Annotated in this window: 12 protein-coding genes; 3 read left to right on the top strand and 9 right to left on the bottom strand. The window is 73.6% G+C overall.

Going from position 1 to position 15162, the window contains the following annotated elements:
* Window positions 1-135 precede the first annotated feature (135 nt).
* Together WMF34_RS32030 and WMF34_RS32035 are read left to right on the top strand one after the other, a co-directional pair.
* Complete coding sequence (locus WMF34_RS32030) at window positions 136-1413, top strand: aminotransferase class I/II-fold pyridoxal phosphate-dependent enzyme (protein WP_012238860.1); 1278 nt, start codon at window positions 136-138, stop codon at window positions 1411-1413.
* Between the two features lie 90 nt (window positions 1414-1503).
* Window positions 1504-2346: an SHOCT domain-containing protein gene (locus WMF34_RS32035; RefSeq protein WP_437990185.1), complete on the top strand. Its 843-nt coding sequence runs from the start codon at window positions 1504-1506 to the stop codon at window positions 2344-2346.
* An 85-nt stretch (window positions 2347-2431) separates the two neighbouring features.
* Here WMF34_RS32035 and WMF34_RS32040 read toward each other — a convergent pair whose 3' ends face one another.
* The 4 genes from WMF34_RS32040 to WMF34_RS32055 all read right to left on the bottom strand — a co-directional run bounded on the left by WMF34_RS32040 (window position 2432) and on the right by WMF34_RS32055 (window position 4558).
* A complete protein-coding gene (locus WMF34_RS32040; RefSeq protein ID WP_157907039.1) occupies window positions 2432-2821 on the bottom strand; it encodes a VOC family protein in 390 nt (129 codons plus the stop codon).
* Window positions 2822-3058: 237 nt separating this feature from the next.
* On the bottom strand, window positions 3059-3622 hold the full coding sequence (locus tag WMF34_RS32045) for a TlpA family protein disulfide reductase (protein WP_437990186.1): 564 nt from the start codon (window positions 3620-3622) through the stop codon (window positions 3059-3061).
* A complete protein-coding gene (locus tag WMF34_RS32050) occupies window positions 3619-4341 on the bottom strand; it encodes a hypothetical protein (protein ID WP_012238864.1) in 723 nt (240 codons plus the stop codon). Before WMF34_RS32050 ends, WMF34_RS32045 begins: the two co-directional genes overlap by 4 nt.
* A gap of 7 nt (window positions 4342-4348) precedes the next feature.
* Window positions 4349-4558, bottom strand: a complete 210-nt coding sequence (locus WMF34_RS32055) for a DUF4911 domain-containing protein (protein ID WP_044969590.1) — start codon at window positions 4556-4558, stop codon at window positions 4349-4351.
* A 485-nt stretch (window positions 4559-5043) separates the two neighbouring features.
* Here WMF34_RS32055 and WMF34_RS32060 point away from each other — a divergent pair, with 485 nt between their 5' ends.
* The gene (locus WMF34_RS32060) at window positions 5044-6744 is read left to right on the top strand and encodes a hypothetical protein (protein WP_437990187.1); all 1701 of its coding nucleotides are present in this window, start codon (window positions 5044-5046) and stop codon (window positions 6742-6744) included.
* 30 nt (window positions 6745-6774) lie between these two features.
* Here WMF34_RS32060 and WMF34_RS32065 read toward each other — a convergent pair whose 3' ends face one another.
* From WMF34_RS32065 to WMF34_RS32085, 5 genes are all read right to left on the bottom strand, one after another.
* Window positions 6775-8055: an aspartate kinase gene (locus tag WMF34_RS32065; protein WP_437990188.1), complete on the bottom strand. Its 1281-nt coding sequence runs from the start codon at window positions 8053-8055 to the stop codon at window positions 6775-6777.
* 110 nt (window positions 8056-8165) lie between these two features.
* On the bottom strand, window positions 8166-10709 hold the full coding sequence (locus tag WMF34_RS32070; protein WP_437990189.1) for a tetratricopeptide repeat protein: 2544 nt from the start codon (window positions 10707-10709) through the stop codon (window positions 8166-8168).
* A gap of 78 nt (window positions 10710-10787) precedes the next feature.
* Complete coding sequence (locus tag WMF34_RS32075; RefSeq protein WP_012238869.1) at window positions 10788-11381, bottom strand: MlaC/ttg2D family ABC transporter substrate-binding protein; 594 nt, start codon at window positions 11379-11381, stop codon at window positions 10788-10790.
* 365 nt (window positions 11382-11746) lie between these two features.
* Window positions 11747-13231, bottom strand: a complete 1485-nt coding sequence (locus WMF34_RS32080; protein ID WP_012238870.1) for a sensor histidine kinase — start codon at window positions 13229-13231, stop codon at window positions 11747-11749.
* Window positions 13231-14448 carry a type II secretion system F family protein gene (locus tag WMF34_RS32085; protein ID WP_437990190.1) on the bottom strand — a complete coding sequence of 406 codons (1218 nt, stop codon included), beginning with the start codon at window positions 14446-14448 and terminating at the stop codon, window positions 13231-13233. The genes WMF34_RS32080 and WMF34_RS32085 overlap by 1 nt, the downstream gene beginning before the upstream one ends.
* Between the last annotated feature and the right edge of the window lie 714 nt (window positions 14449-15162).

Raw genomic sequence — 15162 nt, forward strand, 5'->3', positions numbered from 1 at the left:
GACGCCGCCGGGCGAGCTGCGCCCGGCGGCCCCCCTCCGCCTCTCCGCGATCGGCGCGCTGCGCCGCGCCGCCCCGCCCGCCGCGCGCCGTCCGGCCGCGACGCACGCGCGAAATTCTGCTAGATATCGCGCGCCATGACCGAACTGCGCTCGTTGTCTCCCGATGCTCTTGCCTCGCTCACCCGTGAGCTCGAGGCGCGTTTTGCTGCCTTTGAAGCCCGCGGCCTCAAGCTCGACATGACGCGCGGCAAGCCGTCGTCCGAGCAGCTCGATCTCGCGAACGGCATGCTCGCGCTGCCCGGCGCGGGCGACCTCGTCGCCTCGGACGGCTCGGATACGCGCAACTACGGCGGCCTCGACGGCCTGCCCGAGATGAAGGCCATCTTCGCCGAGATGCTCGAGGTCCCCTCGGAGCAGGTCATCGTCGGCGGGAACAGCAGCCTGACGATGATGCACGACGCGGTGGTCCGCGCGCTCCTCCACGGCGTGCCCGACGGCAGCGGCCCCTGGGTGAAGCAGCCCAAGGTGAAGTTCCTGTGCCCGAGCCCCGGCTACGATCGTCACTTCGCGATCTGCGAGCACCACGGCATCGAGATGATCACGGTCGACCTGCGCGACGACGGGCCGGACATGGATCAGGTCGAGAAGCTCGTCGCCGAGGACGCGGCCATCAAGGGCATGTGGAGCGTGCCGAAGTACTCCAACCCCACCGGCACCACGTACAGCCCCGAGGTCGTGCGCCGGCTCGCGGCCATGAAGACGGCGGCCCCCGACTTCCGCCTCTTCTGGGACAACGCCTACGCGGTCCACGACCTCTACGCCGAGGGCGACAAGCTCGCGAACATCGTGCCGGCGTGCCAGTCCGCGGGCCACCCCAACCGGCCGATCGTCTTCGCCTCCACGTCGAAGATCTCGTTCGCCGGCAGCGGCGTCGCCGCCATGGCCTCCAGCCCCGCGAACGTGGCGGACGCGAAGAAGCACCTCGGCATCCAGACCATCGGTCCGGACAAGGTGAACCAGCTGCGGCACGTGCGGTTCTACAAGGATTACAAGGGCCTGCTGAGCCACATGCAGCGGCACGCCGAGCTCATGCGGCCCAAGTTCGAGGCGGTGACGACCACGTTCGAGCGCGAGCTCGGCGGCAAGGGCATCGCCACCTGGACCTCGCCGCGCGGCGGCTACTTCGTCAGCCTCGACACCCTCGACGGCTGCGCGAAGGAGGTGGTGCGCCTGGCCAACAAGGCGGGCGTGAAGCTGACCGGCGCCGGCGCGACGTACCCGTACGGCCGCGATCCCCGCGACCGCAACATCCGGGTCGCGCCCTCGATGCCGCCGCTGGAGCAGATCCGCGTCGCCATGGACGTCGTCGCGGTCTGTGTCCAGCTCGCGAGCGTCCGCAAGCTCGCTGGTTGATCGCCGTCATCGCCGTTATCGTCGCTCGCTCGCATTGCGATCGACGCACCGCAGTGCAAGGGTGGGCGCTCCCTCTCGGAGCGCCTCACCATGCAGCAACTCACCCTCGAAGGTCAGCAGAGAGTTTCCGACCTGTCACAGCGCTATTTCGTCAGCACCGACGCGGTGATGACGCTGTTGCAGGCGCTCGTGAACGGCCATGGAACGATGGCGCAGTTCTACCACCCCGAGCTGGGCGGCGGTGGGCAGTGGATGCAGGGCGGCATGACCATGGTCGGGGACATGTTCAACAACGGCCTCAAGGCCAAGGTGGACGGCCTGTGCTCCGAGCTGTCCAGCCTGCTGGCCAGCCAGCCTTTCGTTCCAGCGCCCCCGAGCTATCCGTCGCAGGGCGGTCAGCAGCAGCAGCAGGGTGGCAGTGGAGGGTTTGGGGGATCGCCGGTCAGCCTGTTCGTCCCGGGGTCGGGAGGGGGCTCGGGCAGCTGGTGGCCCGGGGAGCTCGGCGTGCCGAGCTCCAGCGGATCGCAGAACAACGTCCGATATGCCTACTTCCCCGGCGCGCGGCGGCTGGCCGTCGAGGTCAACGGGCGCGTCAGCGTCTATGACACGCTCGATCATCAGATCGGCGGCGTGTCGCAGCAGCAAGGGTCGGGGGCGTCCGTGACGTTCACCAGCCAGTACGGCGTGGTGAGCGTGCTGAGCTTGCCAATCATCTCCGGCGACCTTGCCGTGAAGCAGGCGCCGATCGCCCCGCCCGCTCCGGCGCAAGCGGCCGCTCCGGCGCAGGCGGACGCCGCCCTCCCCCGCCCTGCTCCGGCGCAGGAAGGGGATATCTTCGCCGCCATCGAGCGACTCGCCGATCTCCGGCAAAAGGGGTTCATCACCGAGCAGGAGTTCACCGCGAAGAAGACAGAGCTCCTCGGCAGGCTCTGAGCGCGAGGAGAGGACGGCCGCCGAGGGCGAGGAGGAGCGGGCGGCGAGCGCCGGAGAGGAGCGCTCGCCGGACTCCCGTCAGCCCTCACCCGCCGTGACAGACCGCTTCGACGTTGTGCCCGTCAGGATCGCGCACGAACGCACCGTAATAGCCCGGGTGGTACTGCGGCCGTGGCCCCGGCGGACCGTTGTCGACCCCTCCAGCCGCGAGCGCAGCCCGGTAAAACGCGTCGACGTCGGCCCGCGTCTTCGCGGCGAAGGCGACATGCAAGCTCCCCTGGAGGGGAGTTCCCGTGCCGATCCAGAAGTCCGGCTTCCCGTCTGCCCCCAGGCCGGCGTGGCTGCCCGCACCGCCGGTCATCTCGGGCGTGATCTCCATCACGAGCCCGTAACCGAGGGGGCCCAGGGCCGCGAGATAGAAGGCCTTGCTTCGCTCATAATCCGAGACTGGAAAACCGATGTGGTCGATCGCCATGCGCGCCATCATCGCCCAGGCAGACCGCCCCAGCTGAAGAAAAAGGACTGCACCTCTTTTCCCGGCAAAGCGCACCGCACAGCGCCGTGAACGGCATTCCGATAGGCCACAGGGAATTGCCATCCTCCGCAGGAAATCGGCATCGCGCGCCACGGCCGCTCGGACGCCGCCCTCGTTGTTCGTCCACACGCGATCTTCCGCCCGGCGCCGCGATCTGGGCGGGCGGCGCTGCCTGGCCTACCGCGCGGGCCGCGCGCTCGCGCGCTCGAGACCGCGGAGGACCTCCTCGAGCGCTTCCTGGGTGATGAGACCCACGTGCCGGAAGACCTCCCGGCCCCCCGCGTCGAGGATGACGACGCTCGGCACGTGGTGCAGCCCGGCGAAGGGCCCCTCTCCGGCGATCGTCGGGGCGTCCGCGAGCGCCACCGGGTACGGGAGCTTGAGCGCCGCGGCGAAGGCCTCGACGAGCGGCCGGTTCTCGCTCGCCTCGAGGACCAGGAGCGCCGCGTTGATGCGCGGCGTGTGATCGCGGAACAGCCCCGCGAGGAACCGCGCCTCCGCCTGAGACGCCACATCGTAGGTCGCGACGAAGCCGATCACGCTGAACCTGCCCGAGAGCGATCCGGTCGAGAGCTCGCGGCCGTCGAGGGTCTCGTACGAGAAGCTCCGCACCGGGCCGGGCGCCGGGGCCGGCGCGGCGACCGGCGGCCCCGCCGCCGGCTCCCGGACGGCGTCGCCGCCCCCACCGCAGCCGATCGCGAGCAGCAAGAGCGGCGTGCACACCGGCGCGAGCGGCCTCATGGAAGCGGATCACCCTCCAGGTGGGCGTCGAAGAGATCGGCGCAGAGCTGCAGCGAGGGCGGGAGCTCGGCGCCCTTGCGCCGCTGCGCCAGGACGGCATGGCACAGCTCCTCGATGACCAGCTTGATCGGCGTGGCCTCGAGCTGCGCGCCGTCGAGCAGGATCCCCGGACCCGGGGCGTCCTCCGCGCGGACGATGGGATCGTGCCGCGCCCAGGCGATGCCATCCTCGGGGAGATAGCGACACCAGAGCACCCGCACGAAGCGCAAGTAAAGCGGCGTCACGAGCGCCACCACGCGATCGCCCCCCGCGGCGACGCCGCGCAGCGCGAAGCCGCCCGCCGGGCGCGGTGCGCGCTCCCCCCCCTCGATCGCGACCTCGATCCGCTCGCGGCGCCCGGCGTCGCTCTCGACCGACAGGAGCGGCGCGTAGATCGCCACCGCGGGCACCTGCAGCTTGGGCGCGTCCTCCGCGAGGACGTCGAGCCACGCCTCGCGCGCCTCGGGGCCGAGCTCCCCGTACACGTGGGCCGCGGCGATGGCCGCCTCGGCGTCGGTCGCGAGCGCGGCGAGCCACTCCCGCCAGGCAGCGAGGATGCGCGGGTCGAGCAGCGCGCCCGACGACGCGGGCAGGCCCTGCGCCGCGCCGTCGGGCGCGGCGGCGTCCAGCGAGGGCTCCTGGACGAGATCGACCGAGCTCGGGTCGCGGCGCTCCGTCATGCCACCCTCAGCGCAGCGCGTCGCGGCGACGCGCCCCGACGTCGCGCTCCAGATCGCGCACGAGCTCGGCGAACTCGTCGCCCCGTCCGAGCGGCGCCGCGAGCGTGATCTCTCCGCCGCGATCCGCGAACAGGAGCGCGACGCCGTCGCTCGCCTCGACGATGCTCTTCACGAACACGACGTCCGCTGGATGGACCAGGACGTGTTGCACCAGCATCCCGGCGCTCGCATCCGCGATCGAGAGGGGGCCGCGCGCGGGCCCGAGCTGTCCCGCGGCCCCCGAGGGCTCGCCGGCCGGAGACGCGGACGCGACTCGCCTGGAATTGCTGTCGTTCCGGCCCATGGACGGCGGAGCTAAGCACCGCTCGCCGGAGGGATCCAGCGGGCACACCCGGCGGGGATGGCCAGCCCCCTCGCCGCGTCAAGAGGCCGCGTCCCTCCGTCGATCCGCGGGCCCCGCGGCGTTCTCGCGCCCGCCAAAGCGGCGCGAGATCGTCGGGCCGCTCACGTTCACCCTTCATGATTCGCACGGGCGGCTCGCCGGCGGCGTCGTCGGGAGGCGACGGGCCGCGGGCCCGAACCAGACGAGAGCCGACGAGAGCCACCGCCGCGAGCCGGGGCAGGCGGGCTCTGGGGCCCGCGGAGCGCTCGGGGATCGCCGCGCGGGGCGAAAGCGCCGCGAGGGGCGCTACACTCCCGCCGATGTCAGCCTCACGAGCCTGCAGCGAGCGAATGGAGGAGCGCCGCGAGACGTGCCCGGCGCCGCAGCCGAAGACCGCCGTCGATGACGACGAGCGCGAGCACGACGAGCACGACGAGAACGACGGCAAGCTGATCGACCTGCCGCCGCTCGGGCACGACGAGGAAGAAGGGGGCGACGAGGGCTTCGACGATCTCCTGCAGACGCTCGACGACGCGGAGCAGGGGCTCGACGACGCGAACGCGAGCGACCTCGAGATCGGCGTCGAGCTCGCCGTGGACGACGGCGGGACCGGGGAGGACGAGCCCGCGGAAGAAGGCGTCGACGTCGGGGCGCTCCACGAGGGGATCGCGGAGGCCGACGCGAGCACGTGGCTGTCCGATGAGGCCGTCGAGCAGAGCGACGCCGAGCAGGACGATCTCGACGATCACGGCGGGCCGCACGGCGACGACGGCGGCGCGGAAGGGACGGGAGAGGACCCGTCGGACGACGTGGACGAGGGGGAGCTGCCGGCGCTCGACGCGGACCAGGAAGGCGCGTACGAGGGCGAAGATCTGCTCGCAGAGCTGCCCGATCTCCCCGACGACCAGGCCCCCGTCTGGGACGCGCTGCCCTGGGTCGTCGTCGAGGACGCGGGCGCCGCCGTCCCGTGCAGCACGCTCGCGGTGGCCGGCGGCTACGTCGTCGCGGGAAGCGCCGGCGCAGAGCCCGGGCTGACGGGCGAGCCCGCCGCGCGATCGGGAGGTCGCCCGCGCCGCGCGGAGCGTGCGGGCGGCGAGCGCGGGGCCGTGCTCGTCGTCGACGCGGGGGCGCTCTCCGCGCGCCGCGCAGGCATCGACACGTCGGCGTCCTCGATCGCGCTGTCGGACAGCGCGATCCTCATCGCCACGCGCCGCGGCAACCTGCTGCTGAGCGACGACCGGGGGAAGAGCGCGAGCACGCTCGGCGCGTGGGGCTCGGGCGGCGCGCCGGTGACGCTCGCGACGACGCCGGGGCGCCTGTGGGTGCTGGCCGGCAAGACGCTGTGGTCGCCCGCGGCCGGCGCGGTCGTCGCGCCGCCGGAGACGGGCGCCGCCGCGGCCGCGGGCTCGCCCCGCCGCGACGGCGCGCCGTCTCCATCGAAGGGCGCGCTCTCCCTGTCGCCCGGGCCCGCGCTGCGGGACGGCGTGCTCCGGATGAGCGCGAGCGAGGGAGTGATCGTCGCGCTCACGAGCGCGGCCGAAGGACCGCAGCTCGAGCGGCTCCGCGGCGACGACGAGGGCTCGCCGGTCGTGCCGCTGTCGGGGGCGGCGCGGCGCGCGGCCGAGGCCGACGACTGCAGGCTCGCGGCGGCGGCCGGCGGGCGCTCGATCGCGATCTCCGGCGCCGGGCTCCTCTGCGTGTCGCGCAACGGCGGCGAGACCTTCCGCGTGCTGGAGGGGCTCGCGGTGGTCGTCGCCCTCGCCTTCGCGGGCGACCACAAGACCTCGCCGCTGCTCGCGCTCGTCGCGCGCGAGGGCGAGCGCCGGGCGCAGCTGGTCCACGTGCCGTCGAACGCCGCCCCGACGCTCGTCGCCGAGCTCGGTGCGGCGCCCCCCGGCGCCCCCGAGGAGGAGGCCGCGTCGATCGGACCGGCGGCGATCGCCTGGGACGCGTCGCGCGAGGTCGTGTGGGCCGCGTGCTGGGCGGGGCTCGTCGCGCTCACGCGACAGAGAAAGCACTGACGGCCGTCCTCCGCCTCGCGAGCGGCGCGCTCAGCCGCCGACGAACGACGCGTGCAGCAGGCGCTGCGCGGCCGCGACGTCGGCGGCGTCGACGAGGGCGCCGAGGCGCAGGGGGCCCGCGACCGTGAACCGAGGCGCGATGCCAGAGCGCGCGAGGACCTCCACGAAGCGCGCGAGCGGCTCCGCCGTCGCGGAGAGCCCGTCGCCGACGACGCTGACCGCCGCGAGCCCCTCGACGAGCTCGAGCGACGGCAGCAGCGCGGCGAGCTTTCGCCTGGCCCCCTGCCATTCGGGCACGTTGAGGAGCGGGATCACGAGCGCGCCGCCGCCGTGACCGAAGGAGAGATCCCGGAAGCCCAGCCCGAGCTCGCCCGCCGCGCGGAGGACCTCGTCGAGCCGGAGCCCGCCGTCAGCCCGCGCGAGGACGACGTTGCCCTCGGCGACGATCGCGCGCGCCGCGAGCGCCGGAGGCGCCGAGCCCGGCGCGAACCGGCGCACCACCGTCTCCCGCGCGCCGGGGCCGGCGTCGAAGGTCGACCGCGCGATCAGGGCCACGCCGGAGCGCCGCGCCCACTCGACCGCCTGGGCGCAGACGACCTTCGCGCCGCACTCGGCCATCTCCTGGAGGACCGCGCAGTCGAGCTCGGGCAGGTGGCGGGCGTCCGGGACGACCCGCGGATCGGCCGAGTACACGCCGTCGACGTCGCTGTAGATCTCGCAGCGCTCGGCGCCCAGCGCCGCCGCGAGCGCCACGGCCGTGGTGTCGGAGCCCCCTCGTCCGAGCGTCGTGATCTCGCGGCGGTAGCTCATCCCCTGGTAGCCGGCGACGATCACGATGCGGCCGCGCGCGAGCTCGTCCTCGATGCGGAACGGGCGGACCTCGATGATGCGCGCGTCGAAATGGCGATCGTTCGTGAGGATGCCGGACTGGGAGCCCGTGAACGAGATCGCCTCGAAGCCCCGGGCCTGGATGGCGATCGAGAGGAGCGCCATCGACACGCGCTCGCCGGTCGAGAGCAGCATGTCGAGCTCGCGCCGGGGGGGATCCGCGGCCGCGCTCGCCGCCTGCCGGGCGAGCGCGAGCAGGCCGTCGGTGGTCTTGCCCATCGCGCTGACCACGACGACGACGTCGTTGCCGGCGCGCTTCGCGGCGACGACGCGCTCGGCGACCTTGCCGATCCTGTCGACGTCGGCGACCGATGAGCCGCCGTACTTCTGCACGATGATCGGACGGCCCGCCTTCGCGGGCGAGGCGCCCGGCTCGCACGGCGAGCCCTGCTGCTGGGCGCGGTTCGACGGCTGCTCGGCCATGCTGCACCTCCAAGCGCTGCGCGCGCTGCGCAAGAGCTCGGGCTATCACGGGCGCGGCGCGTGGGCCAAGCGCGCGGCTCGCTGCTCGGGCGCAGACCGCGCGGGCGCGCTCAGGCGGGCTCGCTCTGGAGCAGCATCTCGTAGAGCTCCGCCTCGGAGTCGCGCCCCTCGGCCCGCGCCCGAGCAGCGAGCCGCGCGAGCACGATGCGCCGCCGCGGCGCGACCTCCTTTCGGACGGCGTCGTCCCCCTCCTCCATCCGCGCCGAGAGCAGGGCGAGGAGATCGAGATCGCGACCGAGCCGATCGAGCACATCGGCGAGCGCCATCGCCACCCCCTGATCGGCGGGATCGGCGCGGAGCCGATCGGCCAGCCGCTCGGCCAGGAGCTCGTCGTCGACGCCGAACGCGCGGGCCAGCGGCACCTGCCCCTCCGCCAGCGTGACGCTGCTGGGGATGGGCGCCGTGAGATCGGTCGACGTGTCGGTACCATCGAGCGTGGGCATCTCGTCGATGGTCCCGGGGTCGATCGGCGCGGCCTTGGGCGGGGCGGCCGGCGCGCGGGGGACAGCGGGAGGCTTGATCGGCGCCGGGGCGATCACCACGGGCTCGGGCGGGATCGTGCGCCGGCGCGGGGCGGCGACGTGGACCTCGATCCGCTGCTCGGCCGAGCGGGGCCGCTGGACGGGGCCAGGGGGCGCCGCCGGGGCAGGCGCGACCGGCGGCGCGATCTCGCCCGAGACGCGGCGGAACGCGGCGGTGATGCCCGGATCGCGCGGCCGGAGGCGCAGCGCGAGGCCCAGCTGTCGCTGCGCCGCGAGGAGATCCCCCCGGGATCGCTCCTCGATCTCGGCGGCCTCGGCGAGCAGGGCCGCGACGGCGGCGGCGCCGTCGCCGAACGGCGCTCCCTTCGCGCGAGCGGGGCCCGCGTCGTCCGCGCGGCCCTGGAGGGCGAGCTCCACCGCGTCGCGCAGCCGCCCGAGCGCGACCGACGCTCCCCCGAGATCGCCGAGCCCGGCGCACCAGCGGCCCTCGAGAAGGCGCGCCTCCAGCGCCTCCGGCACGCCGGGCGGGACGCTCCGCACGCGCGCGATCGCCGCCGGGAGATCCCCCGCGATCTCGGCGAGGCCGCGGCCGAGCTCCAGATCGAGCGCGCACGCGGGCGCGCCGCTGCGCGCGGCGAGGGCGCGCGCCCGGGCGAGGAGGTCGAGCGCGCGCCTCCCCTCCCCCGCCGCCCGCAGCGAGCGCGCGAGGCCCGCGACCACGTCGGGGCTCTCCGGCGCGTAGCGGAGCGCCCGCTCGAAGAGCACCCGCGCGTCGGCGACGTCGCCCCGCGCGAGGAACGCCTCCGCGGCCCTGCGAGACACGGCGTGGCGCGCCTCGGCGCCGCGCGCAGAGGCCTCGAGGTGCTCGGCGTCCGCGAGCGCGCCGCGCACGTCGGCGACGTCGAGCCGCGCGTGGAACCGCGCCCACCGCAGCGCCTCGATCCCGGGCGCGCGCGCCACGCCGAGGTTCAGCGCGTCGAGGCGCACGTCGACGGCGTCCGCGAGCGCCGCCGCGCGCAGCCACGCGAGCGCGGCGAGCGGGCCGTAAGGCTCCGCGTGCGCGGCGCGCGCGAGCGCGGAGAACGCGCCGTCACGATCGCCGACCGCCTCGAGGAGCGCGCCGCCGAGGAGGCCGGCGTCCACGGCGGGCATGGCGTCGACGACGGTCGAGAGCGCCCCCTCGGCGCGCTCGCCGATCAGGAGGTCGAGCCAGGCGAGGCGCGAGGAGATCTCGGGGTGCCGCGGGGCGCGCTCCAGCGCGGCGAGGTACGCGCGCCGCGCCTCGTCGAGCCCGCCCGCGAACGCGAGCTCGTCGGCGGCGCCCGCGAGCTCGGCCGCCTCGAGCGCCCTGAGCGCGCGGTCGCCCAGCGCGGGAGGCGCCGCGCCGAGCGCGCCCTCGGCGCGGAAGCGGCCCGCCTCCGCGACGACCACGGCCCACTGCACCCCCTCCACCGCGGGCGCCCTCGCGCCCGCCGCGGGCAGGAGCAGGCGGACGATCCGCTCGACCGCGGCGTCCAGAACGATCGCGCCCTCGACGAGGCGCCCGTGCGTACCCGCCATCATCGAGAGCGCCTGCAGCGCGAGCGCGTGCGGCGGGGCGGCGAGGCCGATGCCGCGGGCGCGCTCCGGCAGGAGCCTGAGCGCGCGCTCCCCCGGGGCCACGGCGACGTCGAACGCGAGCGCCGTCTCGCCGGATCGCAGCGCGACCAGCGCGCCGTCCTCGATGGGCGCGATGAGGAGCTGCGGCGCGCCGTCGCCGAGCAGGCCGCGGAGCCGCGGCGCGGCCCAGCCGGCGAGCTCGGTCCCCTGCGCCTCGACGGAGAGCCGGACGAGCTGGCCGCGCCGGTGCCGGAAGCGCGCCACGCCGCCGGAGAGGTCGACGGGGAACCGGATCCCGGCGAGCCGCACCACGAGCTCGGTGACGCGGAGCGGGCCGAGCGCGAACGGCTCCCCGAGCTCGATGGCGAGCGCGCCCTTGCTGACGGCGAGCCGGAGGACAGGGCGGTCGTCGGGCGGGCGCGGGGCCGCGCCGCCGCCGGGCGCGAGCGCGCGGATCGACGGCGCAAGGCCCAGCGCGCGCGCCGGCCGGCCGCGCCTCTGTCCAGCAGCCATACCCGCCAAGGGTATCAACCCGGCGGCACATCAGGCGAGTTCACGGCGATCGCGCCGGACGAGGCGCGGCGGGGCGGGTCAGACGTCGCCCTTGGCGAGCTTGTCCTTCATTTTCTGGATGAGCGCCGGGAACCCATCCTTCTTGATGATCTTCGTGAACTGGGCGCGGTAGCTCCCCACCAGGCTGACGCCCTCGGTGACGATGTCCTGCACGCGCCAGACGCCGCCCTTCTCGGAGAGCTTGAAGGCGATCTCGACCGGCTCCTCGCGCGCGTCCTTCCTGGAGACGGCCTTGGTCTTGACCGTGATGGCGCTGCCGCTCGGCGTCTCGCTGAGGTACTCGACGTTGAAGTCGAGCGTCTTCTTCAGGTTGCGCTCGTAGGCCTTGCGCACGAGCTGCTTCAGGAGCTCGCTGAACTGCTGCTTCTCGGCGTCGGTCCGCGCGGCCCACTCGCTGCCCAGGGAGGCCTCCGCCAGCGCCGAGTAATCGAGCATCTCGTCGAAGACCGCGCCCACCTTCTTCTGGTTCTCGACCCCCCCCTTCTTCAGGAGGTCGAACAGGGCCGTCTGCTTGGCCTTGACGACGTCCGTCGCCGTCCCGGCGCTGGCGAGGCCCACCGGGCCGAGCGTGAGCGCGAGCAGCGAGAACGTCGCCGCGAAGAGATGGTTCATCCTGCGTGTCACGTATGGTTCTCCTTCTGTGCCTGCGGGCAGCGAGCGCGCCTCGGGAGGCTTCTACTGCTCACCTTGGTCCTACGCAAACGGCCTGCCAGGTCGGACCCAGGGCCCGGCGGCCCGGCGACGTCGCATCCCTGCTCTCCACGAACACCGCGAAAAGAGACAGCAATCCGACTGCGCTGGCCCGCTCCCCAGGGGCAGACGACCGCCTCGGCGGCCTATTCACGCGCGGCGGCGGGCTCGGCCGCAATCTCTCGGCTGGCCGCCGGGAAAAGCGCGTGCGCGGCGCAGCGGGGCGTGAACGGAGCGCCACGCGTCCGATGTGACGATGCATCGACCGCGGCAGCGCGGGCTCCGCGTCAGGCCGCCGGACGCGATCGTGGGGGCAGCTCCGCGGCGACGGCGAGGCGCTCCGCGCCGCCGGACTCCGGCGGCCGGTCCGGGACCCTCACCCGGAACGCGGTGCCCTCGCCCTCGCGGCTGTCCACCTCGATCGCGAAGCCGTGATCGTCGAGGATCCGCTTCACCACGGCCAGGCCGATGCCCATGCCATGCGTGCGGGTCGTGAAGAACGCGTCGAAGAGGCGATCGCGGGCGCCCGCGGGGATGCCTCGCCCCTGGTCGCGGATCTCCAGGAGCCAGGCGCTCGGGTCGCGCCAGAGGCGCACGGTCACGACGGCGCCCGCGGAGCTCGCCTGGATCGCGTTCCGCACGAGGTTCCAGACGACCTGGCGCATCTGGGCCGCGTCGGCGGTCACCGGCGCGGACGGCGGCCCATCGAAGCGCACCTCGACGTCGCTGCCGCGGCCCGAGCGCCCCGCGAGGACGACGACGTCGCGGGCCGTCGCCGAGAGGTCCACGCCCTCGAGCGTGGGCACCCGCGGGCGCGACAGATCGAGCATGTCGCCCACGAGGTCGTTCAGGCGCGCGGTCTCGCGCTCGATGATCTCGCAGAGCTTGCGGTCCTCGTCGGAGAGCGTCCCGCCCGTGCGGAGGAGCTCGATGGATCCCGCGATCGAGCCGAGCGGGTTCCTGATCTCGTGGGCCAGCCCCGCGGCGAGGCGGCCCAGCGCCGCGAGCCGTTCGGCCTGCTCCGCCCGCGCGGTGGCCTGCTCCGCCCGCGCGGTGGCCTGCACGAGCCGGCCGCCCGTCGCGCGCAGCCGCTCCGCCAGGTAGCTCGCGAGCAGCGTGACCACCAGGAGCGCGAGCAGGTTGACGAACATGGGGTACCGCAGCTCGCCCCACTGCGTCGCGTACGCCCCGGCGGGCTGGTCCGGCGGCACCCCGAGGAGGTGCAGCCCGAGCGCCGCGCACAGGACGAGGTACGCCGCCGCCCCCGACGCCGCAGCGACGATGGCGCCGGGGAGCCCGAGGAGGATCGCCCCCGTGAGGCAGGTGAGGCCGTAGAGCGACGTCGCGCCGCTCGAGGCCCCGCCGGTGATGTACACGAGCGCGGTCCAGGTGATCTGATCGGTCACGAGCTGCGCCCGCGCGATCGCCCGGAGGGCGCGGTTCATGCGCAGGAACACGGCGTAGATGCCGGAGACGCCGTACGCGGCGGCGACCGTGACCAGCGCGACGATGCTGGAGAAGCGCCCGGGGGTGAAGCCGCCGAGGTACACCGCCGCGGTCACGACGAGGAAGACGGTGAGCACCGCGAGGCGCAGCGCGATGAGCCAGGTGAGCCGGCTCGCGAGCGGCGCCTCGGCGCCGCCGGGAGCGCCGGACGGGAGCAGCATCGACGGCGTCGAGGCGCGGGCGTCGCGCGACGGCGCGGCCCCGGCGTGCTCTCGCGGCGCCCCGGCCTCGCCGCCCGGGCTCGCCGGGGAGGCCGCGGGCGACATCACTCCGCCTTGATCTTGCCGGCGAGATCGAAGATCGGCAGGTACATCGAGATGAGCACGATGCCCACCATGCCGCCGACGATGACCATGAGGAGCGGCTCGAGCAGCGACGTCAGCGCGGCGACGGCGACGTCGACCTCCTCTTCATAGAAGTCGGCGATCTTGTTGAGCATCGTGTCGAGGGCGCCGGTCTGCTCGCCGACCGCGACCATCTGCACGACCATGCCGGGGAAGACCTGCATCTCGCCGAGCGGCTCGGCCATGTTCTTCCCTTCGGAGATCTTCTGGCGGGAGTACATGAGGCCCTCCTCCACGACGACGTTGCCGGCCGTCTTCGCGACGATGTCGAGCGCGTCGAGGATCGGCACGCCGGAGCCGAGCAGCGTGCCGAGCGTGCGCGAGAACCGCGCGACGGCGATCTTCTGCATGACCGGGCCGATGATGGGGAGCCTGAGGACGAGGCGGTGCACCATCCGCTTGCCGGACGGCGAGCGGTAGAAGTAGGTCGCGCCGAAGGCCGCGGCCACGGTCAGGACCACGATGAGCGGGAGGTAGGTGACGAACGTCTTCGAGACGGCGATGACGATCTTCGTGAGCTGCGGGAGCGCGTCCTTGGCGCCGAACTCCGCGAACATCGTCTCGAAGGACGGGATGACGAACGACATCAGCACGACCATGACGACGACCATGATCACGATGACGGCGATCGGGTACGCGAGCGCGCCCCGCACCTGGCGCGCGAGCTTCACGCGCTTCTCGATGTAGATCGCGAGCCGGTTCAGGATGCTGTCGAGGATGCCGCCCACCTCGCCGGCCTGGACGAGGTTGACGAACAGGTCGTCGAAGATCTTCGGGTGGCGCCGGAGCGCGTCGCTGAACGTGGCGCCCTGCTCGACCGTGTTCTTGATGTCCTTCAGCGCCGCCTGGAAGATCTTGTTCGGCTCCTGGTTCGCCAGGATCTCGAGGCACTGGACCAGCGGGAGGCCCGCGTCGATCATCGTCGCGAACTGGCGGATGAACTTGACGAGGTCCTTCGGCTCGACGCCCGAGCCGAAGCTCAGGCTGAGGCTGAGCTGCGCCCCCTTCTTCTTGACGCGGGTGGGGTTGAGCTGCTGAGCGCGGAGGCGGTTCTGCACCGCCGCCTCGTTCTCGGCCTCCATGGTGCCCTTCCGGATCTCTCCGGTGCGGCCGCGCGCCTCCCAAACGAACTCCGCCATAGTGCTCCCGGTCTTCTCCCTGATCCACGACGGGCCTAGCCGACGCGCAGGGGCGGCCCCGCCTCGGGGAGGCCAGGATAAAGTTCCAGGCGGTCCAGGGTCAAAGACGGTGGCGCCTTCTCTGATCCGGCAGGGGGGCGGTGGGGGGCGGAGCGACGGACGGGGAAGGAAGAGAGGGCGCCGCGCCGAGCAGCACGCGCCGGCGGGGGTCTCCGCGCGGCGGGGGCGGGCGGGCGCTCGGCCATCCGCCAAGACCGGAGCCGGGGCGCTTGCGCTGAGAACACCGCCCGGCATGTCTCCCTTCGGGCCATGCCACCTGGAACGTTTCGTCGCGCGCCACACAAGGCGCGCCTGAGACGCCATGCCCCCTGACACCGGATGGTACCTCGGTCGGTGCTCGCCGCGCCCACCCGCCCCCGCCGCGCGGAGACCCCCGCCGGCGCTCACCTCGATCCAGCCCTGCCGCTTCCATCCGATCGCGATGGCCCTGAGCCATGAGCCCGGATCACAACCGCTCGCGCACGGACACGATGGCGGGTCATCGGGACAGGAAGATGGGTCGTCTGGACACGAGGGTGTGCCATCTGGACAGGAAGATGGGTCATCTGGACACGAGGGTGTGCCATCTGGACAGGATGATGTGCCATCTGGACAGGATGTGTGTCACAAGGACGTGGGACAGATCCATCCGGACGGCACAGACCGCCAGTGCGG

Origin of the sequence: Sorangium sp. So ce145, from assembly GCF_051525985.1 — a bacterium.
Taxonomy (GTDB): Bacteria; Myxococcota_A; Polyangia; order Polyangiales; family Polyangiaceae; genus Sorangium; species Sorangium cellulosum_B.